General features: G+C 72.7%; 18 protein-coding genes. 5 read left to right on the top strand and 13 right to left on the bottom strand.

The genetic code is table 11. From position 1 onward, the window contains the following. Positions 1 to 65 precede the first annotated feature (65 nt). Positions 66 to 284 (top strand): DUF397 domain-containing protein, encoded by a 219-nt coding sequence (locus ACZ6N8_RS07750; protein ID WP_334510463.1) that lies wholly within the window; start codon positions 66 to 68, stop codon positions 282 to 284. Between the two features lie 51 nt (positions 285 to 335). Here ACZ6N8_RS07750 and ACZ6N8_RS07745 read toward each other — a convergent pair whose 3' ends face one another. Next, entirely contained in the window at positions 336 to 950 is a 615-nt protein-coding gene (locus ACZ6N8_RS07745) for a hypothetical protein (RefSeq protein ID WP_466008420.1), read from the bottom strand. Here ACZ6N8_RS07745 and ACZ6N8_RS07740 point away from each other — a divergent pair. Further along, on the top strand, positions 940 to 2,184 hold the full coding sequence (locus ACZ6N8_RS07740; protein WP_466008419.1) for a cytochrome P450: 1,245 nt from the start codon (positions 940 to 942) through the stop codon (positions 2,182 to 2,184). The genes ACZ6N8_RS07745 and ACZ6N8_RS07740 overlap by 11 nt on opposite strands. Before the next feature lie 46 nt (positions 2,185 to 2,230). Here the strand turns inward: ACZ6N8_RS07740 and ACZ6N8_RS07735 are convergent, their stop codons facing one another. Beyond that, the gene (locus ACZ6N8_RS07735; RefSeq protein WP_466008417.1) at positions 2,231 to 3,400 is read right to left on the bottom strand and encodes a zinc-dependent alcohol dehydrogenase; all 1,170 of its coding nucleotides are present in this window, start codon (positions 3,398 to 3,400) and stop codon (positions 2,231 to 2,233) included. Then, the gene (locus ACZ6N8_RS07730; protein ID WP_466008415.1) at positions 3,397 to 3,951 is read right to left on the bottom strand and encodes an SRPBCC family protein; all 555 of its coding nucleotides are present in this window, start codon (positions 3,949 to 3,951) and stop codon (positions 3,397 to 3,399) included. The genes ACZ6N8_RS07735 and ACZ6N8_RS07730 overlap by 4 nt, the downstream gene beginning before the upstream one ends. Positions 3,952 to 4,105: 154 nt before the next feature. On the opposite strand from ACZ6N8_RS07730, the gene ACZ6N8_RS07725 reads away from it, so the two are divergent. Continuing rightward, on the top strand, positions 4,106 to 5,122 hold the full coding sequence (locus ACZ6N8_RS07725; RefSeq protein ID WP_466008413.1) for a glycosyltransferase family 2 protein: 1,017 nt from the start codon (positions 4,106 to 4,108) through the stop codon (positions 5,120 to 5,122). Between the two features lie 79 nt (positions 5,123 to 5,201). On the opposite strand, the gene ACZ6N8_RS07720 is transcribed toward ACZ6N8_RS07725, so the two are convergent. From ACZ6N8_RS07720 to ACZ6N8_RS07710, 3 genes are read right to left on the bottom strand one after another with little or no spacing between them, the layout of a single operon-like run. Continuing rightward, a complete protein-coding gene (locus tag ACZ6N8_RS07720) occupies positions 5,202 to 5,837 on the bottom strand; it encodes a DUF3618 domain-containing protein (protein ID WP_466008411.1) in 636 nt (211 codons plus the stop codon). Continuing rightward, positions 5,834 to 6,301 carry a phage holin family protein gene (locus tag ACZ6N8_RS07715; protein ID WP_466008409.1) on the bottom strand — a complete coding sequence of 156 codons (468 nt, stop codon included), beginning with the start codon at positions 6,299 to 6,301 and terminating at the stop codon, positions 5,834 to 5,836. The genes ACZ6N8_RS07720 and ACZ6N8_RS07715 overlap by 4 nt, the downstream gene beginning before the upstream one ends. A gap of 31 nt (positions 6,302 to 6,332) precedes the next feature. After that, the gene (locus ACZ6N8_RS07710) at positions 6,333 to 7,154 is read right to left on the bottom strand and encodes a hypothetical protein (RefSeq protein ID WP_466008407.1); all 822 of its coding nucleotides are present in this window, start codon (positions 7,152 to 7,154) and stop codon (positions 6,333 to 6,335) included. A 221-nt stretch (positions 7,155 to 7,375) separates the two neighbouring features. Between ACZ6N8_RS07710 and ACZ6N8_RS07705 the strand changes: the two genes are divergently transcribed. After that, positions 7,376 to 7,867, top strand: a complete 492-nt coding sequence (locus ACZ6N8_RS07705; protein WP_466008405.1) for a DUF4383 domain-containing protein — start codon at positions 7,376 to 7,378, stop codon at positions 7,865 to 7,867. 72 nt (positions 7,868 to 7,939) lie between these two features. Further along, on the top strand, positions 7,940 to 8,599 hold the full coding sequence (locus ACZ6N8_RS07700; protein ID WP_466008403.1) for a DUF6766 family protein: 660 nt from the start codon (positions 7,940 to 7,942) through the stop codon (positions 8,597 to 8,599). Between the two features lie 24 nt (positions 8,600 to 8,623). On the opposite strand, the gene ACZ6N8_RS07695 is transcribed toward ACZ6N8_RS07700, so the two are convergent. From ACZ6N8_RS07695 to ACZ6N8_RS07665, 7 genes are all read right to left on the bottom strand, one after another. Next, a complete protein-coding gene (locus ACZ6N8_RS07695) occupies positions 8,624 to 9,073 on the bottom strand; it encodes a GNAT family N-acetyltransferase (protein ID WP_357989609.1) in 450 nt (149 codons plus the stop codon). 70 nt (positions 9,074 to 9,143) lie between these two features. Next, positions 9,144 to 10,613 (bottom strand): GTPase ObgE, encoded by a 1,470-nt coding sequence (obgE, locus tag ACZ6N8_RS07690; RefSeq protein WP_466008401.1) that lies wholly within the window; start codon positions 10,611 to 10,613, stop codon positions 9,144 to 9,146. A 92-nt stretch (positions 10,614 to 10,705) separates the two neighbouring features. Next, complete coding sequence (rpmA, locus tag ACZ6N8_RS07685) at positions 10,706 to 10,960, bottom strand: 50S ribosomal protein L27 (protein WP_043966727.1); 255 nt, start codon at positions 10,958 to 10,960, stop codon at positions 10,706 to 10,708. Positions 10,961 to 10,971: 11 nt separating this feature from the next. Continuing rightward, positions 10,972 to 11,286 carry a 50S ribosomal protein L21 gene (gene rplU / locus ACZ6N8_RS07680; protein WP_007464063.1) on the bottom strand — a complete coding sequence of 105 codons (315 nt, stop codon included), beginning with the start codon at positions 11,284 to 11,286 and terminating at the stop codon, positions 10,972 to 10,974. A 166-nt stretch (positions 11,287 to 11,452) separates the two neighbouring features. Then, the gene (locus tag ACZ6N8_RS07675; protein ID WP_466008399.1) at positions 11,453 to 11,929 is read right to left on the bottom strand and encodes a hypothetical protein; all 477 of its coding nucleotides are present in this window, start codon (positions 11,927 to 11,929) and stop codon (positions 11,453 to 11,455) included. 97 nt (positions 11,930 to 12,026) lie between these two features. Then, a complete protein-coding gene (locus ACZ6N8_RS07670) occupies positions 12,027 to 15,041 on the bottom strand; it encodes an Rne/Rng family ribonuclease (RefSeq protein ID WP_466008397.1) in 3,015 nt (1,004 codons plus the stop codon). A gap of 131 nt (positions 15,042 to 15,172) precedes the next feature. Then, positions 15,173 to 15,892 carry a TIGR03936 family radical SAM-associated protein gene (locus tag ACZ6N8_RS07665; protein WP_466009124.1) on the bottom strand — a complete coding sequence of 240 codons (720 nt, stop codon included), beginning with the start codon at positions 15,890 to 15,892 and terminating at the stop codon, positions 15,173 to 15,175. Positions 15,893 to 15,942: the final 50 nt, after the last annotated feature.

Below are 15,942 nucleotides of genomic sequence, written 5' to 3'. Positions count from 1 at the left end.
TTATCCTGCCCGATGGGGATCGGCACCCGGTCACCACACGACCCTCGGCACTGGAGGAAAGAACCATGGCGCAGCACCCCAAGGGCGACTTCGACCTCTCACGGGCGGTCTGGCAGCGGGCCGAGGGGGACACCTCCGACAGCGCGGTGGAGGTCGCGTTCGTCGATGACCTGATCGGCATGCGCAACTCCTCCGAGCCGGACGGCCCGGTGCTGGTCTTCACCCAGGCCGAGTGGGACGCGTTCGTCGCCGGCGCGCAGGACGGCGAGTTCGATCTGGACTGACGGCTCCACTGTCGCGGGTGGCCCGGGACAGCCGCCACCCGCGACCGCCCGTCAGGCATCGCCGTCGCCCCAGCCGAGGCCCCCCGGACCCGGGGCGTGGTGGAAGCCGGGGTGGTCGGCCACGTCGACGCAGCGCTCCCCGTCCGGGCCGACCGCACCGCAGAACAGCCGTTCGGCCCGGTGCCACGCGTCGGCAGATGACAGGGCCGCCGCGCCGAGCGCCACCTCCGGGCGGAGCAGGCTCAGCGCCTCCGCGTACCCCACTGCCAGCTCGCGGGCGTCCGCCGGGTCGGGCGCGGTGAAGCCCAGGTGCACCGTGAAGAAGCGGCGCGGCCGGGTCGGCCGGCCGGGCGGCCCGATCAGTGCCCGTGCGTCCCGGCCCGCGCCCAGCGCACCGACCGCCCGCCGCTGCCGCCAGTACGGCGACCTGTTGTCGCGCATCTCGCCCTCCCCGTGGTCGTGGCCGTCGGCCAGCCGGAGCCGCCGGGTGACCGGCGATCCCGCCGACGGCGGCTCCACCAGCCAGCCAACCAGGTTCCGCCGCCCCTGGGAGGGGCCAGCGGGTGCGCTGTCGACGCGGGGATTCAGCGGCGGCCACGCGGGTAGACGCAGCCGGGCGGCGGCGACGGCCGCCACCCGCACCCGAGGAGGCCCGATGGCGACCATGCCGGCCGACCGCGCCCCGGACAGCACCCTCGCGCTGTTCCGCGCCGGCTACCGGTTCATCGGCGAGCGCTGCGACAGGTACGGCAGCGACATCTTCCAGACCCGGATCCTGCTCGCGCCGACCATCTGCCTCCGTGGCCGGCCGGCGGCGATGCTGTTCTACGACACCGAGCGCTTCCAACGGCAGGGCGCGATGCCGTTGCGGGTGCAGCGGACCCTCACCGGCCGGGGCGGCGTGCAGGGGCTGGACGGGTCGGCGCACGCCGACCGCAAGGCCATGTTCATGTCGATCATGACGCCGACCGCGATCCGGCAGCTCGGCCACCTCTTCGACGAGGAGTGGCGGGCCCGGATCCCGGCATGGGAGGCCGCCGGGCCGGTGACGCTCTACGACGAGCTGGGCCGGCTGCTGACCCGCGTGGTGTGCGCCTGGGCCGGGGTGCCCCTGCCGACGTCCCAGGTCGACCGCCGCGCCGTCGACCTGCACGCCATGATCGAGGCGCCGGCCGTGGTCGGACCCCGGCACTGGCGGGGGCTGCTCGCCCGCCGCCGCGCCGAACGGTGGATCGGCGGCGTTATCGAACGGACCCGCCTCGGCGTCCACCCGGCGCCGGCCGGCAGCGCCCTGGCGGTGATCGCCGAGCACCGGGACGCGCGCGGGACGCTGCTCCCCCGCCGGATCGCGGCTGTGGAACTGCTGAACGTGCTGCGGCCGGTGGTCGCCGTCGACCAGTACATCGCCTTCGCCGCGCTCGCCCTGCACGACCACCCCGCCTGGCGGCAGCTGGTCCGCGACGACGACGAGGCGACCGAGCACTTCGTCCAGGAGGTACGCCGCTACTACCCGTTCTTCCCGATGGCGGCGGCAAGGGTGCGGCGCTCCTTCGACTGGCAGGGCCACCACTTCCCCCGGGGACGGCGGGTACTGCTCGACCTCTACGGCACCAACCACCACCCGACGCTCTGGCCCCAGCCCGAGCTGTTCCGGCCGGAGCGGTTCGCGGGCCGGCGCGGCGACGCGTTCGACCTGATCCCGCAGGGCGGCGGCGACCACTGGGCGGGGCACCGCTGCGCCGGTGAATGGATCACCATCGACCTGATGAAGCGCGCGGTCACCAACCTGACCACCAGCATGAGGTACGACGTACCCGTCCAGGACCTGACCCTGGACCTGCGCCGGATGCCCGCGCTGCCGCCGCTCGACCTGACCCTGACCAACATCTGTCGCGCCTGACCCCGTCCCACCACGCGCGGCGGTGGGACGGGGTGCCGTCAGCGGGTCACGGGTGCAGGACGCTGCGCAGGCAGCCGTCCTGCTTCTTCTCGAACATCTCGTAGCCCCGCGCGCCCTGCTCCAGCGAGAGCGGGTGGGTGGCCAGGTAACCCGGGTCGATCTCGCCGGCGGCGAGCCGGTCGAGCAGCATCGGGATGTAGCGCTGCGCGTGCATCTGCCCCATCCGCAACACCAGGGCCTTGTTCATGGCCGCGCCGAGGGGGAACTTGTCGACCAGGCCGGCGTACACGCCGACGATGCTCACCGTGCCGCCCTTGCGGCAGGCCATGATCGCCTGACGGACCGAGGTCGGCCGGTCGGTCTGCAACCGCGCGGACTGCTTCACCCGGTCGTACGCGTAGGTCGGCCCGACATCGTGCGACTCCATGCCGACGGCCTCGATGCACGCGTCGGGTCCGCGTCCACCGGTCATCTCCCGCAGCGCCTCCAGCACGTCCGTCTCGGCGTAGTTGACCGTCTCGACGCCGACCCGGTCGGCGGCCGTCGCCAGCCGGTCCGGGAAGCGGTCGATCATGATGACCCGTTCGGCGCCGAGGAGTTGCGCCGACCGGGCCGCCATCTGGCCGACTCCACCGGCGCCCCAGACGGCGACGACCTCGCCGCCGGTGAGACCGCAGAAGTCCGCGGCCATCCACCCGGTGGGCATCGCGTCGGAGGCGAACACCACCGAGTCGTCCGGCACACCGTCGGGCACACCGAACGCGCCGACGTCACCGAACGGCACCCGGATGTACTCGGCGTGCGAGCCGGCGTAGCCGCCCGCCGCGTGCGAGTACCCCAGGATGCCGGCCGGCGAGTGGCCCCACAGCTTCTCGGTGAACACCGGCTGCGGGTTGGAGTTGTCGCAGAGCGAGTACTGCTCGGTCCGGCAGTACCAGCAGCCACCGCAGGCGACCACCGACCCGACCACCACCCGGTCGCCCACCCGGTGCCGGCGTACGCCCGGTCCGGCCTCCACCACCTCGCCCATGAACTCGTGGCCGAGGATGTCGCCCTCCCGCATCGCCGGCAGGTACCCGTTGATCAGGTGCAGGTCGGAGCCGCAGACGCTGCTGGCCCGGACCCGGACGATGATGTCCCCCTCGGCGCGGATCTTCGGCTCCGGTACGTCCCGGACCGCCAGCTTGCCGACGCCTTCCCAGCACAGCGCCCTCACGCCCGGCCTCCCGTCATCAGCTTCTCCCTCGCCTTGTCCGTCGACTTCTCCTGCGCGGGGCTCCGACCGGACGGGTCGTGCCGGGTGTCCACCACCTGGCCGCACTCGAGCAGCGACTTCGCGCGGCGCAGCGCGTCCCGCAGCGCGAGGTCCGGCTCGTCCCCCTTGACGAGGCCGACCATCCGGCGCAGCGGACCCGAGCGGTAGCGCAGTTCGGCCCGGATCTCGGTGCCCCTGCCCTGCGGGGCGTCGGCCAGCTCGATCCGACCCTCCTGCGTCGTCGGCCCGTCCACGCTCCGCCAGGTCAGCGAACCCGGCCCGTCGGCGGTGACCGCAGCCGGCAACCCGGTCTCCGCGGGCTGCCGGTCGGTCCAGAAAGCCCGCACCGCGTCCGGGGGCCGGTCCACGGTCACCGCGCGGCGCACCACGTACCAGCCGTCCTGCCGGTCGGGCTGGCGGCGGTGCCGGCGACGGGCCACCGCCCGCCCGACACCGACAGCCGTCACTGTGGTGACCCCGACCAGCGCCCACCTCGTCGAATTGTCAGTCATGTCGTCTCTCCTTCGGGTTCGACGGCCGTACGGGCAGCGCTACCCCTGCTCGGGCCGTCGAAACGGCATGGCGGTTTCAACCACCGAGGGACGGGCACCTGCTGCGGGCGGCCCACCCGTCGGCCGCACACCACCACCTGCCCGGGAGGCGTCCATGTCCGTTCAGGCCAGCGGTGATCCACCGCGAGCCGGGGACCGCCGCGCCGGCTCCCCGCCGGTCGCCCTTCCGATGTCGTACGTCCTGCCGCTGCGCTGGCACACCGACGCGGGCCTCGCCGAGCTGACCGATCACCTGCGCTGGTTGGCGGGACGCGTCGAGGTGCTCGTGGTCGACGGCTCACCCGCGGACCTCTTCGCCCGGCACGCCGAGGCGTGGCGCGGCCTGGTCCGACACCTCCCGCCCGACCCCGCCGAGCGCGGAGCCAACGGCAAGGTCCTCGGGGTGCTCACCGGGGTACGGGCGGCGGGCCACGAACACGTGGTGATCGCCGACGACGACGTCAGGTACGACGAGGACGCGCTACACGCCGTGCACCGGCTGCTGGACCGGGTCGACCTGGTCCGGCCGCAGAACTACTTCGACCCGCTGCCCTGGCACGCCTGGTGGGACACCGGCCGGACGCTGCTCAACCGGGCGCTCGGCAACGACTACCCGGGGACCCTGGCGGTCCGCCGCAGCACCTTCCTCGGCATGGGCGGGTACGACCCGGACGTGCTCTTCGAGAATCTGGAGCTGATCCGCACCGTGCACGCGTACGGCGGGGTCGAGGCGGCACCTGCCTGGTTGTACGTCCGCCGGCTGCCGCCGCAGGCTGCGCACTTTCGGGGTCAGCGGGTCCGCCAGGCGTACGACGATCTGGCCCAGCCGGCGCGCCTGGTGACCGCGCTCGCGGTCCTGCCGGCGCTGGCGGCGGCGGTCGCGGCCCGCCGTGCCGGACCGCTGCTGGGCATGGCTGTCTCGGTCGTCGCCGTCGCCGAAGTGGGCCGACGCCGGGCCGGCGGCGGCACCGTCTTCCCGCCGAGCACGTCCCTGGCCGCCCCGCTCTGGCTCGTGGAACGGGGCGTCTGCAGTTGGCTGGCCGTCGGCAGGCGCCTCCTGTTCGGCGGCGTCCGGTACGGCGGCACGCGGATCCGCCGCGCCGCCCGCCCCGCCACGCGTCGTCCCCGGTAGCCGCGCGGCTCGACCCCACACGCGACAGCTCGCGGGCACCGGGGTCGGTGGCCGCGAGCTGTCGGCGGTGGGGCGTCGTTCAGGGGCGGGACTGAGCGGTGTCCCGGACGTCGTGCGCGGCCGACTTCGTGTCGTCCTTGACGGCGTGCACGGCGTCCTGCGCGGTGGACTTCACCGACTGGGCGGCGTTCTGGGCCGGCTCGCGCAGCTCGTCCTTGAGCTCGCTCGCCACCTCGCTCAGCTTCTCCTTCACCACGCCGCTGTGCTCGCCGACCTTCTCCTTGACCTGCGCGGCGGCCTGCTGCTCGCGCTGGGAGGCCGGGATCAGCGAGGAGGCCAACCAGCCCACCCCGAACGCGATCAGGCCTGCGGCGAGGGGGTTGCCCTGCGACTTCCGCCGGATCACCCGCGGCGCGCTGTGGGCGGCGTCGCTGACGGTCGAGGCCGCCGAGTGCGCGGCGTCGCTGACGCTGGAGGCCGCCGACGAGGCGCGGTCGCCCACCGAGTGGGCGGCGTGGCCGGTGCCGTGGCCGAGGTCAGACGCGGTTCCCATGACCTTGTCCCTCACATTCTGCAGCGCGGAACGGGCCCGCTGCTTCCGGTCGTCGACGATGCGGCTCGGGCTGACCTTGTACGCCAGGGCGTCCACATCGGAGCTGAGGCTGTTGCGGGTGGCTTCGATCTCGCGGCGGATCTGGTCGGGATCGGTGCTCATCGGGTGACTCCCTCCGGGTGTGGCTTGAGCGCGTCGGGGATCCGCTGCACGCTGTCGTTCGTCTGCTTGAGGCCGCGTACGTGCTGGGCGTTCTTCTTGGCCTTGGAGTAGAGGACGGCGGCGACCGCGGCCCAGACGACGGCCACGATCAGCGCCGCCAGGCCGGAGTCCATGACGTTGTCCAGGAACTGCCACACGGCGATGGAGACGAACAGTGCCACCATGTAGCCGCCGAAACCGGCGCCGCCGAAGAGCCCGGCGGCCTTGCCCGCCTTCTTGCCCTCCTGGCGGATCTCGGCCTTGGCCAGCTCGACCTCCTGGCGCATGAGCGTCGACAGGTCGGTGGTGACCTGACGCATCAGGTCACCGAGCGAGCTGCCCTTCACCTCCGCCGCGGGGTGCGGGGCACCCGGGTCGGTGTGGTATCCGGAGTTCAGGCCGGACCCCTGCGTCGGCGTGGTCATGCGGTCACCTCCCGTGGGATGGCTCGGCGGTTCACGGGCGGGTGGTGCCGCTGGACGGCACGCCCGGCAGCGGGTCGGTCTGGTTCACCGGCGGGAGCGGCTGCCCGGTGCCGGTGTGCTCACCCTGGACCGGGTCGGTGTAGCCACCGGGGGCCGGCTCGGCGTAGCCGCCGGGGGTCGGCTCGGCGTAGCCGCCGGAGGTCGGCTCGGTGTACGTGCCGGGGGTCGGGTCGAGGTAGCCGCCCTGCGGGACGGTGTCCTGCGCGGGCTGGGTCGGGATCACCGCGGTCTGCTCCGGGTCGTACGCGCCGGCGCCGCGGTAGCTCGGGGAGACGCTGCCGGAGTCGTCACCGGCGGCGGAGATGCTGCGGGTCAGCCGTCCGGCGAGCACACCGAGCACTGCCGCACCGACCAGGAAGGTGCCCGGGTTGCGTCGCGCGTAGTCGCGTACCTCGGTGATCAGGTCGCCCGGCTGGCGCTCGTCCAGCCAGCCGGCCACACCGTGCACCCGGTCGGCGGCCTGGCGGGCCAGCTCGCTCACCGGGCCGGCCTGGCCACCCTGCTCGGCCATCGAACGCATCTCGTCGGCGATCGACCGCAGCCCGGTCGCGGCACGGCGCTGCTGGTCACCGGCCTGGCTGGTGAGCTGGGTACGCGCCTCGCCGTACAGGTTGCGGGCCTGCCGGGCGGCCTCGCGGCCGACCTCGGTGCCCTGCTCCTTGGCGGTCTGGGCGACCGCTCCGCCAGCGTTGGCGGCCTCCGAGCCGACCTGGCGGGCCTGCTCGCGGACGCCACCGCCGTTTGTCGACTGCTGGCCATAGGTGGAAGTCGTAGGTGACAGATCGTAGGTCATGATGTCCCTTCCGCTCGGAAAGTCGTCGCGGTTGTGCTGGGGGGATGTCGACCGCGTCGCCACGGCCGACGCCCCTTCACCTACCCTGCGTTTTCTCTTCCATACCTCTTCGTGCATTTCTTTGCGGCGCCGACAGGATCGACTTCAAAATGGAGGATCGTGATGTCGCCGCCACGGACGGTGGGATCCGCGGGGCCGGCAGATCCACGAAGGGGGCAGCGGTGGCACGAGACACGCGAGGTGGCCGGTCGTCCGGCCCGCGACCCCGGGTGCAGGTGGCCGCGCTCGCCGTCGCCGGTCTCTTCCTGCTGATCGGTGTCCTGGGCTTCATCCCCGGCATCACCACCGACTACGGCGAGCTGGCCTTCGCCGGGCACCACTCGGACGCGCGGCTGCTCGGGCTCTTCCAGGTGTCGATCCTGCACAACGCGGTGCACCTGCTGTTCGGGCTGGCCGGTCTCGTGCTGGCCCGCAGCATCGCCGGCGCCCGGCTCTTCCTCGCCGGCGGCGGCGCGATCTACCTCGCCCTCTGGCTCTACGGCCTGGCCCTCGAGGCGGTCGACGCGGAGGGCGGCGCGAACATCCTTCCGGTGAACGCCGCCGACAACTGGCTGCACCTGGCGCTCGGCTTCGGCATGCTCGCCCTCGGGCTGCTGCTGTCGAACCAGGTGGGCACCGGCGGACGGCTGGACACCCCCTTCGACAGGGCCTGACCTGCCGCTGGGGCGGTTTCGCGACCATCGGGGTGTGGGTATCCGGGGGCGATCCGCGGAGGAGATGACGAGATGCCCCGTTGGTTACGCGACAACGCTCTGACCATCGCCATTCTGGGCGCTTTCCTGGTCTTCCTGGTGCTGCAGAGCGTCTTCGGCTGGCAGACCCACAACGAGGAGCTGGTCGAGTTCGGGGCCGCACCGCTGAGCTGGCCGGCGTACCTGACCACCGGTCACTTCGCCGAGGCGGTCTTCGAGAACTGGGAGTCGGAGTTCCTCCAGATGGGCGGGTACGTGCTGCTCACCGCGTACCTGGTGCAACGCGGCTCGGCCGAGTCCAAGCCGGTGGACCAGACCGACCGACCGGAGGACGACGAGCGGCACGCCACCGCCCGCTCCCCCTGGCCGGTCCGCGCCGGCGGCCTTCCGCTCGTGGTCTACCGCAACAGCCTCTCCCTCGCGCTGCTGCTGATCTTCGCCGGCTCGTTCGTCGGGCACCTGCTCGGTGGCACCGCCGCCTACAACCAGGAACAGGCGTTGCAGAGCGGCGCACCGCCGATCGGGGCGTGGGACTTCCTGCGCACCAGCGACTTCTGGTTCCAGTCGATGCAGAACTGGCAGAGCGAGTTCCTCGCGGTCGGCGCCCTGATCCTGCTGAGCATCGTCCTGCGGCAGCACGCCTCGCCCGAGTCGAAGCCGGTCACCGTCGAGCACGCCACCACCGGCGCCTGAGCGCCGGGTGCGGCGGCGGGACCGTCAGGCCGCGACCGGTAGCCGCTTGGCGAAACAGACGCTGTACGGGTTGCCCACGTACTCGCCGTAGACCGGGATCGGCTCGTAGCCGCACGAGGTGTACAGCCCGATGGCGGCCGGAAGGTACGTGCCGGTCTCCAGGCAGACCACCGAGTGGCCCTGCCGGAACGCGCACTCCTCCAACGCGGCGAGGAGTTGGCGGGCGATCCCCCGACCCCGGTACGCCGGCCGGACGTACATCCGCTTGACCTCGCCCGTGGTGGCGTCGAGCGCCTGGAGGCCGCCGCAGGCGACCGCCCGGCCGTTGACCACCACCGCGAGGTAGCGGATGTCGTCGTGGGTGACGGTGACCTGCCCGTCCAGACCCCCATCGGCCTCGCGCAGCTCACGCTGCTGCGCGCCGACCAGTGCGGCGATCTCCGGATCGGTGGCGGGCCGCGCTTCGATCAACATCACCCGACGTTAGGCGGGGCGGATTTCGCGCAGGTTTCCGACAGCCAACCCGATCACGGAGCGCAATCGGCTACTCGGCGTCGTCCCCGTCGTCGATCGCCTCGTCGTCGGACGAGTCCGCGCCGACCTCGTCCGCCGAGCGCACCCGGCGGGCCTTGCGCGCGGCGAGCCGCTCGGCCGCCGACGCCCGGTTCGACTTCTCCTCCAGCCGGATGTCGGTGCCCCGGTTGCCGGGCACGAACTCCACGCCGGCGAACAGCGTCGGCTGCCAGTCGAACTCGCGCTCGCCGATGCGGACCAGGTCGCCGGGCTGCGCGCCGGCCTTGGCCAGCTTGTCCTCGACACCGAGCCGGGCCAGCCGGTCGGCCAGGTAGCCGACCGCCTCGTCGTTGTCGAAGTTCGTCTGCTTGACCCACCGCTCCGGCCGGACGCCACGGACGGTGAACGAGCCGTCCGACTCGGCCGTGATGGTGAAGCCGGCGTCGTCCACGGCGAGCGGACGGATCACGATCCGGGTCGGCTCGGCCGGAGGCGCCGCCTTGCGCTCCGCCTCGACCAGCTCGGCCATCGCGTACGTCAGCTCCTTGAGCCCTTCGCGGGTGGCCGCGGAGACCTCGAACACCCGGTAGCCGCGCTCCTCCAGGTCCGGGCGGACGATCTCGGCGAGATCCCGGCCGTCGGGCACGTCGACCTTGTTCACGGCCACCAGCCGCGGCCGGTCGGCCAGCCCGCCGTACTGGCTCAGCTCGGCCTCGATGGCGTCGATGTCGGCGACCGGGTCACGGCCGGGCTCCAGGGTCGCCGAGTCGATGACGTGCACCAGCACGGCGCAGCGCTCGATGTGCCGCAGGAACTCCAGGCCCAGGCCCTTGCCGTTGGCCGCGCCCGGGATCAGGCCCGGCACGTCGGCGACTGTGAACGTGTGGTTGTCCATCCGGACCACACCGAGGTTGGGCACGAGGGTGGTGAACGGGTAGTCGGCGATCTTCGGCTTCGCGGCGGAGATCACCGAGATCAGCGACGACTTGCCTGCCGACGGGAAACCCACCAGACCCACGTCGGCGACACTCTTGAGCTCCAGCACGATGTCCAGCTGGTCGCCGGGCTCCCCCAGCTCGGCGAAGCCCGGAGCCTTGCGCTTGGCGTTCGCCAACGAGGCGTTGCCCCGCCCGCCGCGCCCGCCGCGGGCCACCTCGAATGTGGTGCCGGCGCCGACCATGTCGGCCAGGACGGTGCCGTCGGTGGTCTGCACGACCGTGCCGTTGGGCACCTTGAGCACCAGGTTGTGGCCGTTGGCCCCGTCCCGGTTCGACCCGGCGCCACCCTTGCCGTTGTCGGCCTTGACGTGCGGGTGGAAGTGGAAGTCGAGCAGCGTGGTCACCTGCGGGTCGACCACCAGCGACACGCTGCCGCCGTGCCCGCCGTTCCCGCCGTCCGGCCCGCCGAAGGGCTTGAACTTCTCGCGGTGGATCGAGACACAACCGTGCCCGCCATCACCGGCCTGCAGATGCAGAACGACCCGGTCAACGAACGTCGCCACGGCGTCAATCCTTCCAGCGAGGGCCGACCCCGCACTTCGAAAAAGCGAAGCGGGCCGGGACCCGGAGGTCCGCGGCCCGCTCAGCTCGAGAGCTACTGCTGCGGAACGATGCTGACGGTCTTGCGACCGCGCTTGGTGCCGAACAGGACCGAACCGGCGGCCAGGGCGAACAGCGTGTCGTCGCCGCCACGGCCGACCAGGTCACCGGGGTGGAACTTGGTGCCACGCTGCCGGATGAGGATCTCACCGGCGCTGACGACCTGACCACCGAAGCGCTTCACGCCGAGTCGCTGGGCCGCGGAATCGCGACCGTTACGCGAGCTGGACGCACCCTTTTTGTGAGCCATTGGAGGACGACCTACTTCCCGCTGGAGATGCCGGTCACCTTGACCTGGGTCAACGGCTGGCGGTGACCCTGGCGCTTGTGGTAGCCGGTCTTGTTCTTGAACTTGTGAATCCGGATCTTCGGGCCCTTGGTGTGCGCGGCGATCTCGCCGGACACCGCGACCTCGGCAAGCTTTGCCGCGTCGGTCACCAGGTCGTCACCGTCGACGAGGAGCACCGCGGTGAGCTTCACCGCGTCACCGGGAGCACCGGTGAGCTTCTCGACCTCGATCACGTCGCCCTCGGCGACCTTGTACTGCTTGCCGCCGGTCTTGACGATCGCGTACATCGGAGGCGGACTCCCTGTCGTTGAGGCTGCTGGCGGTTGTCCCCGTGGCGGCTCGCCGGGTAGCAGTGCACGGCGGCGCGGGCACACGGGAACACGGCACACCAAAAGTGCGCCGCAGGCAAGAGTACGCCATCGCCGGCCCGGACCCCAAACCGGCCCGCCCTGCTCAGCGCGGACAGAGCTGGTCGAGACGCTGCTGAAGCCTGTCGAGTTCGGTCTCGTCGATCGACTCGACGTCGACGCCGAGCGCGGCGACCTCGGTCCCGATGTCGGTGAGCAGAGTCTTGAGCTGCGGATCGGCAGTCCGCGCCGACTGCTCCCGCAGCGCCGTCCGCCAGCCCGTCAGCGCCGCCTCGGCCCGCTCACGGGCGGCCTCGGCGGTGGCGCTGTCACCGTCGCCCAGCGCCGCGATCATCCGGCCCAGCTCCTCCACGTACGTCTGGACGGCGCTGGCGCCCACCTGCCGCGCGGCGGCGCAGACCTGGACGGTGTCGCCGGCCGCCGCGCCGCCACCCGCCGGCGTGCCGACCGGGCCGGAGGTGGTGCCCGCGGTGGCCGGACCGGTCGGGCCCCCGTCGGCGGCGCAACCACCCCCGGCGGAGAGCGCGGCGACCAGCACGGTGACGGCGAGCAGACGACGCATCTTCTTCTCCTGACCGAGGATGGCCGGACCGGCGAGGTCCCTCCCCCGTCACTATGCCGGGGAAGGGACCTCGTCAAACATCGGGCCGGTCAGACGGTCAGGGGCGGGTCCGCCGGCGGGCGCCACCCCTGCGGGAACGGCGACGGCCCGCGCCGCCCTCGGTGCTCTCCTCGTCGGAGTCACCGTCGGCGAGCGCATCCGGGTCGTCCGCGGCGGCCAGCCGGGCCGACTCGCCCTGCTGGCTGTCCGACACGGCCGGCGCGGCGGCGGTGTCCGACTCGTAGCGGGACAGGTCGTAGCCCATGGTGTCGACGTAGTCGGCGTCCGGTTCGGCAGCGCTGTCGGTCTCGGTGACCTCGACCGCCGCCTTCTCCGCCGAGGCGCTCTTGCGCGCCCGGCGGCGGGACGACGCGGTGCCCTGCTCGGCGGGCGGAGCGGCGGCGACCGACGAGGCGACCGCCTTGACCTTCTCCCCCGCCCCAGCGGTACGCGGCTTCTCCGGCACCGGCTCGGTGTGGATGATGACGCCCCGACCCTTGCAGCACTCGCAGGTCTCGCTGAACGCCTCCAGCAGCCCCGCGCCGATCCGCTTACGGGTCATCTGCACCAGGCCGAGCGAGGTGATCTCGGTGACCTGGTGCTTGGTCCGGTCCCGGCCCAGGCACTCGGTCAGCCGGCGCAGCACCAGCTCACGGTTCGACTCGAGCACCATGTCGATGAAGTCGATCACCACGATGCCGCCGATGTCGCGCAGCCGCAGCTGGCGGACGATCTCCTCGGCCGCCTCCAGGTTGTTGCGGGTGACCGTCTCCTCCAGGTTGCCCCCGGAGCCCGTGTACTTGCCGGTGTTGACGTCGACCACGGTCATGGCCTCGGTCTTGTCGATCACCAGCGAGCCGCCGGACGGCAGGAAGACCTTGCGGTCCAGGCCCTTGATGATCTGCTCGTCGATCCGGTACTCGGCGAACACGTCGCTCGTGCCGACGTGCCGGCGCACCCGGTCGACCAGGTCCGGGGAGACGTGCGACAGGTACGACTCGACCATGTCGTACGACTGCTCGCCCTCGATCACCAGCTCGCGGAAGTCCTCGTTGAACAGGTCCCGGACCACCCGGATGACCAGGTCGGGCTCCTCGTACAACAGCACCGGCGCGCCACCCTCGGCAGCCTTGGCCTGGATGTCCTCCCACTGCGCCTGGAGCCGCTTGACGTCCCGGGCCAGCTCGTCCTCGCTGGCGCCCTCGGCGGCCGTACGGACGATCACGCCCGCGCCGTCCGGGACCAGCTTCTTGAGCGCGTCCCGCAGCCGCTTGCGCTCGGTGTCCGGCAGCTTGCGGCTGATGCCTGAGGCGTTGCCGTTGGGCACGTACACCAGGTGCCGGCCGGACAGCGCGATGTGGCTGGTCAGCCGCGCGCCCTTGTGCCCGATCGGGTCCTTGGTGACCTGGACCAGCACCGAGTCGCCGGAGCGCAGCGCCTGCTCGATCGAGCGGGCGCGCCCCTCCAGGCCGGAGGTGTCCCAGTTGACCTCGCCGGCGTACAGCACCGCGTTGCGGCCCCGGCCGACGTCGACGAACGCCGCCTCCATGCTCGGCAGCACGTTCTGCACCTTGCCCAGGTACACGTTGCCGGCCATGGTGCCTGAGGAGTTGCGGGTCACGTAGTGCTCGACAAGCACCCCGTCCTCCAGGACGGCGATCTGGGTGCGGTCACCGCGCTGGCGGACCGCCATCACCCGGTCGACCGCCTCCCGGCGGGCCAGGAACTCCGACTCGCTGAGGATCGGCGGACGCGTACGCCGCTGCTCCCGGCCGTCCCGGCGGCGCTGGCGCTTGGCCTCCAGCCGGGTCGAGCCGGACACGCCCTGCACCTCGTCGACCGTCTTGCGCGGCTCACGGATCTTGACCACGGTGGGTACGCCGTCGTCGGCGGCACCCTCGGTGTCACCCGCGCCCCGACGGCGGCGACGCCGGCGCCGACGGGTCATCCCGTCCCCGCCCTCGGACTCCTCGTCCTCGTCGCCCTCGGCCTCGGCGGTCTCCTCCTCCTCGGCCTGCGCGGCCTCCTCGGAGTCGTCGTCCTCGGCGTCCTCGGCACCGCCCTTGCCCCGGCCCCGGCCCCGGCGACCACGCCGGCGGCGACGACGCGCGGCGGCGCTGTCCTCGTCGTCCTCATCCGCCTCGGTGGCCTCCTCGGCCTCCTCGGTCGGCTCCTCCTCGGCCTCGACCGCCTCGATCGGCTCCACCGGCTCGACGTCGCGGCGGCCACGCCGGCGACGGCGGGACGGCTCGGCCTCGACGGCCGGCTCCTCGGCGACCGGGGCGGGCTCCGCCGGCCGGGTCACCGGTACGGCGTCCGGCTGCGGCGCCATGAACAGCACGGTGGGCGCGGTGAGCGCCGCCCGGCGACGGCGGGTACGCGGCTGCTCCGGCTCGACCACCCCGGCCGGCTCATCCGGCACTGCGGCCACGGCCACGCCCGGCGGCACCTCACCGGAGACGTCCTCGACGCCGCTGGTCCGGGTCGGCTCGTCGTTCAACTCCGCCTCGGCCTCGCGCCTGTCGGATTCCGCAGCCTGGGCGTCCTCGTCCTCGACGGCGGGCACCTCGTCGACGGCCGGCGGCTCCTCGACGGCGGCGGGAGGCTCCTCGACGGCGGCCGGCGTGGCCTTCTTGCGCCGGGTGCGGGTCACCTTGACCGGAGGTACGACGTCGGTCGGGGCCACCTCCGCACTGGCCGCGACCAGCGGCTCGTCGGCGGTGGTCTCGACGGCTGTCGCCTTGCGGCGGCGCCGGGGCGTCTTCGGGGCGACGTCCAGGTCACCGGAGATCGGGGCGAAGACCTCAGCCTGGGGCGACTCGACAGCGCCAGCCCCGGCGGTGGACGCCTCGACGGGCGCCTCGGCCTGCTCCGGCTGGTTGAGCGGGGCGGCCCGACGCCGGGTCGCCCGGGCACGTCGCGCCGGTGCTGGGGGCTCGGCGTTCTCCGCCCCGGACGGCTCCGTGCCGGGGGTCGCGACGGCGCCGCCGTCGGCAGTGGTGTTCTGGTCGGCGGTCTCGCCGGCCGGCTGTGAACCGGCCCGTTCGCCGCCCTCGGGCTCGTTCTCGAGCATGGACGTTCTCCAGTTCTGGCTAGCCCGGGCGCGGGTGAGCGCTGCCACGCAGGGTCGCCGCAAAAGTGTTTCCGCCGGGCGCGCGTGGTGCGCGACCGCCGAAGTCTGCCTGCCAGAGCACTGACCGTCGGTCAGTGCCCAACGATGGCTGCCCCGTCGCGGTCCGCATCCAACGGATCCACGATCGCACCCTGCGCGGTCAGCGTGCCCTGAGCCAGCCGGGTCACCCTCGGCGAGACCGGCGGCTCCAGGTCGGCCACCACGCGGAGGCCGGAAAGGACGTCATCGGGCCGTACGGACGGGGTGACCTGCCGCACGACCAGTTCGAGTATCGCACACGGGACGGCCGGTGCCCCGGAAGGCGTCGGCGTCGGGGTGAGGACATTGATCGATATCACGGCCGCACGGGCGTCGAAGGTACGTCGGCCCTGCTTGGTCATCCGCTCGACCAGCACCTCGTCGGCGGCGGTGAACGCGTCCACGGCGGCGCGCAGCACGGTCGGGTCGACCTCGGGCAACTCGATGTGCCAGTGCGAGGCCTGGATCCGGTCCGGCAGGCTGCCCCCGTCGGCGACCACGGCGTCCAGCACGTCCAGGCCGGGCGAGAGCGCGGCGTCCAGCGCCGCCCGCAGCGCCTCCGGGTCGACCGGCGCCTGGAGGCCGATCTCCAGGTACTCGGCCTCGCTCGCCACGCCGGTGGGCGCGGCGCTGGCGTAGGAGATCTTCGGGTGCGGGGTGAATCCCTGGGAGAAGGCGATCGGCACGGCGGCCCGACGCAGCGCACGCTCGAAGGCCCGGGCGAAGTCCCGGTGCGAGGTGAACCGCAGAGGTCCGCGCTTGGCGTACCGGATGCGGACGCGCTGGACGACCGGTGCCTGGCCGCCCTCGGGTTGAGGCTTTC

Source organism: Micromonospora sp. NPDC047521 (assembly GCF_055587305.1).
This window is presented reverse-complemented; position numbering and strand designations above follow the sequence as displayed.

What these genes read in the sequence shown, in the direction of transcription:
- rpmA (WP_043966727.1), bottom strand. Translation starts at nt 10,960, where the DNA reads ATGGCTCACAAAAAGGGTGCGTCCAGCTCGCGTAACGGTCGCGATTCC.
- ACZ6N8_RS07745 (WP_466008420.1), bottom strand. Translation starts at nt 950, where the DNA reads ATGGTCGCCATCGGGCCTCCTCGGGTGCGGGTGGCGGCCGTCGCCGCC.
- rplU (WP_007464063.1), bottom strand. Translation starts at nt 11,286, where the DNA reads ATGTACGCGATCGTCAAGACCGGCGGCAAGCAGTACAAGGTCGCCGAG.
- ACZ6N8_RS07700 (WP_466008403.1), top strand. Translation starts at nt 7,940, where the DNA reads ATGCCCCGTTGGTTACGCGACAACGCTCTGACCATCGCCATTCTGGGC.
- ACZ6N8_RS07670 (WP_466008397.1), bottom strand. Translation starts at nt 15,041, where the DNA reads ATGCTCGAGAACGAGCCCGAGGGCGGCGAACGGGCCGGTTCACAGCCG.
- ACZ6N8_RS07750 (WP_334510463.1), top strand. Translation starts at nt 66, where the DNA reads ATGGCGCAGCACCCCAAGGGCGACTTCGACCTCTCACGGGCGGTCTGG.
- ACZ6N8_RS07695 (WP_357989609.1), bottom strand. Translation starts at nt 9,073, where the DNA reads ATGTTGATCGAAGCGCGGCCCGCCACCGATCCGGAGATCGCCGCACTG.
- ACZ6N8_RS07675 (WP_466008399.1), bottom strand. Translation starts at nt 11,929, where the DNA reads ATGCGTCGTCTGCTCGCCGTCACCGTGCTGGTCGCCGCGCTCTCCGCC.
- ACZ6N8_RS07740 (WP_466008419.1), top strand. Translation starts at nt 940, where the DNA reads ATGGCGACCATGCCGGCCGACCGCGCCCCGGACAGCACCCTCGCGCTG.
- ACZ6N8_RS07720 (WP_466008411.1), bottom strand. Translation starts at nt 5,837, where the DNA reads ATGAGCACCGATCCCGACCAGATCCGCCGCGAGATCGAAGCCACCCGC.
- ACZ6N8_RS07715 (WP_466008409.1), bottom strand. Translation starts at nt 6,301, where the DNA reads ATGACCACGCCGACGCAGGGGTCCGGCCTGAACTCCGGATACCACACC.
- ACZ6N8_RS07710 (WP_466008407.1), bottom strand. Translation starts at nt 7,154, where the DNA reads ATGACCTACGATCTGTCACCTACGACTTCCACCTATGGCCAGCAGTCG.
- ACZ6N8_RS07730 (WP_466008415.1), bottom strand. Translation starts at nt 3,951, where the DNA reads ATGACTGACAATTCGACGAGGTGGGCGCTGGTCGGGGTCACCACAGTG.
- ACZ6N8_RS07725 (WP_466008413.1), top strand. Translation starts at nt 4,106, where the DNA reads ATGTCCGTTCAGGCCAGCGGTGATCCACCGCGAGCCGGGGACCGCCGC.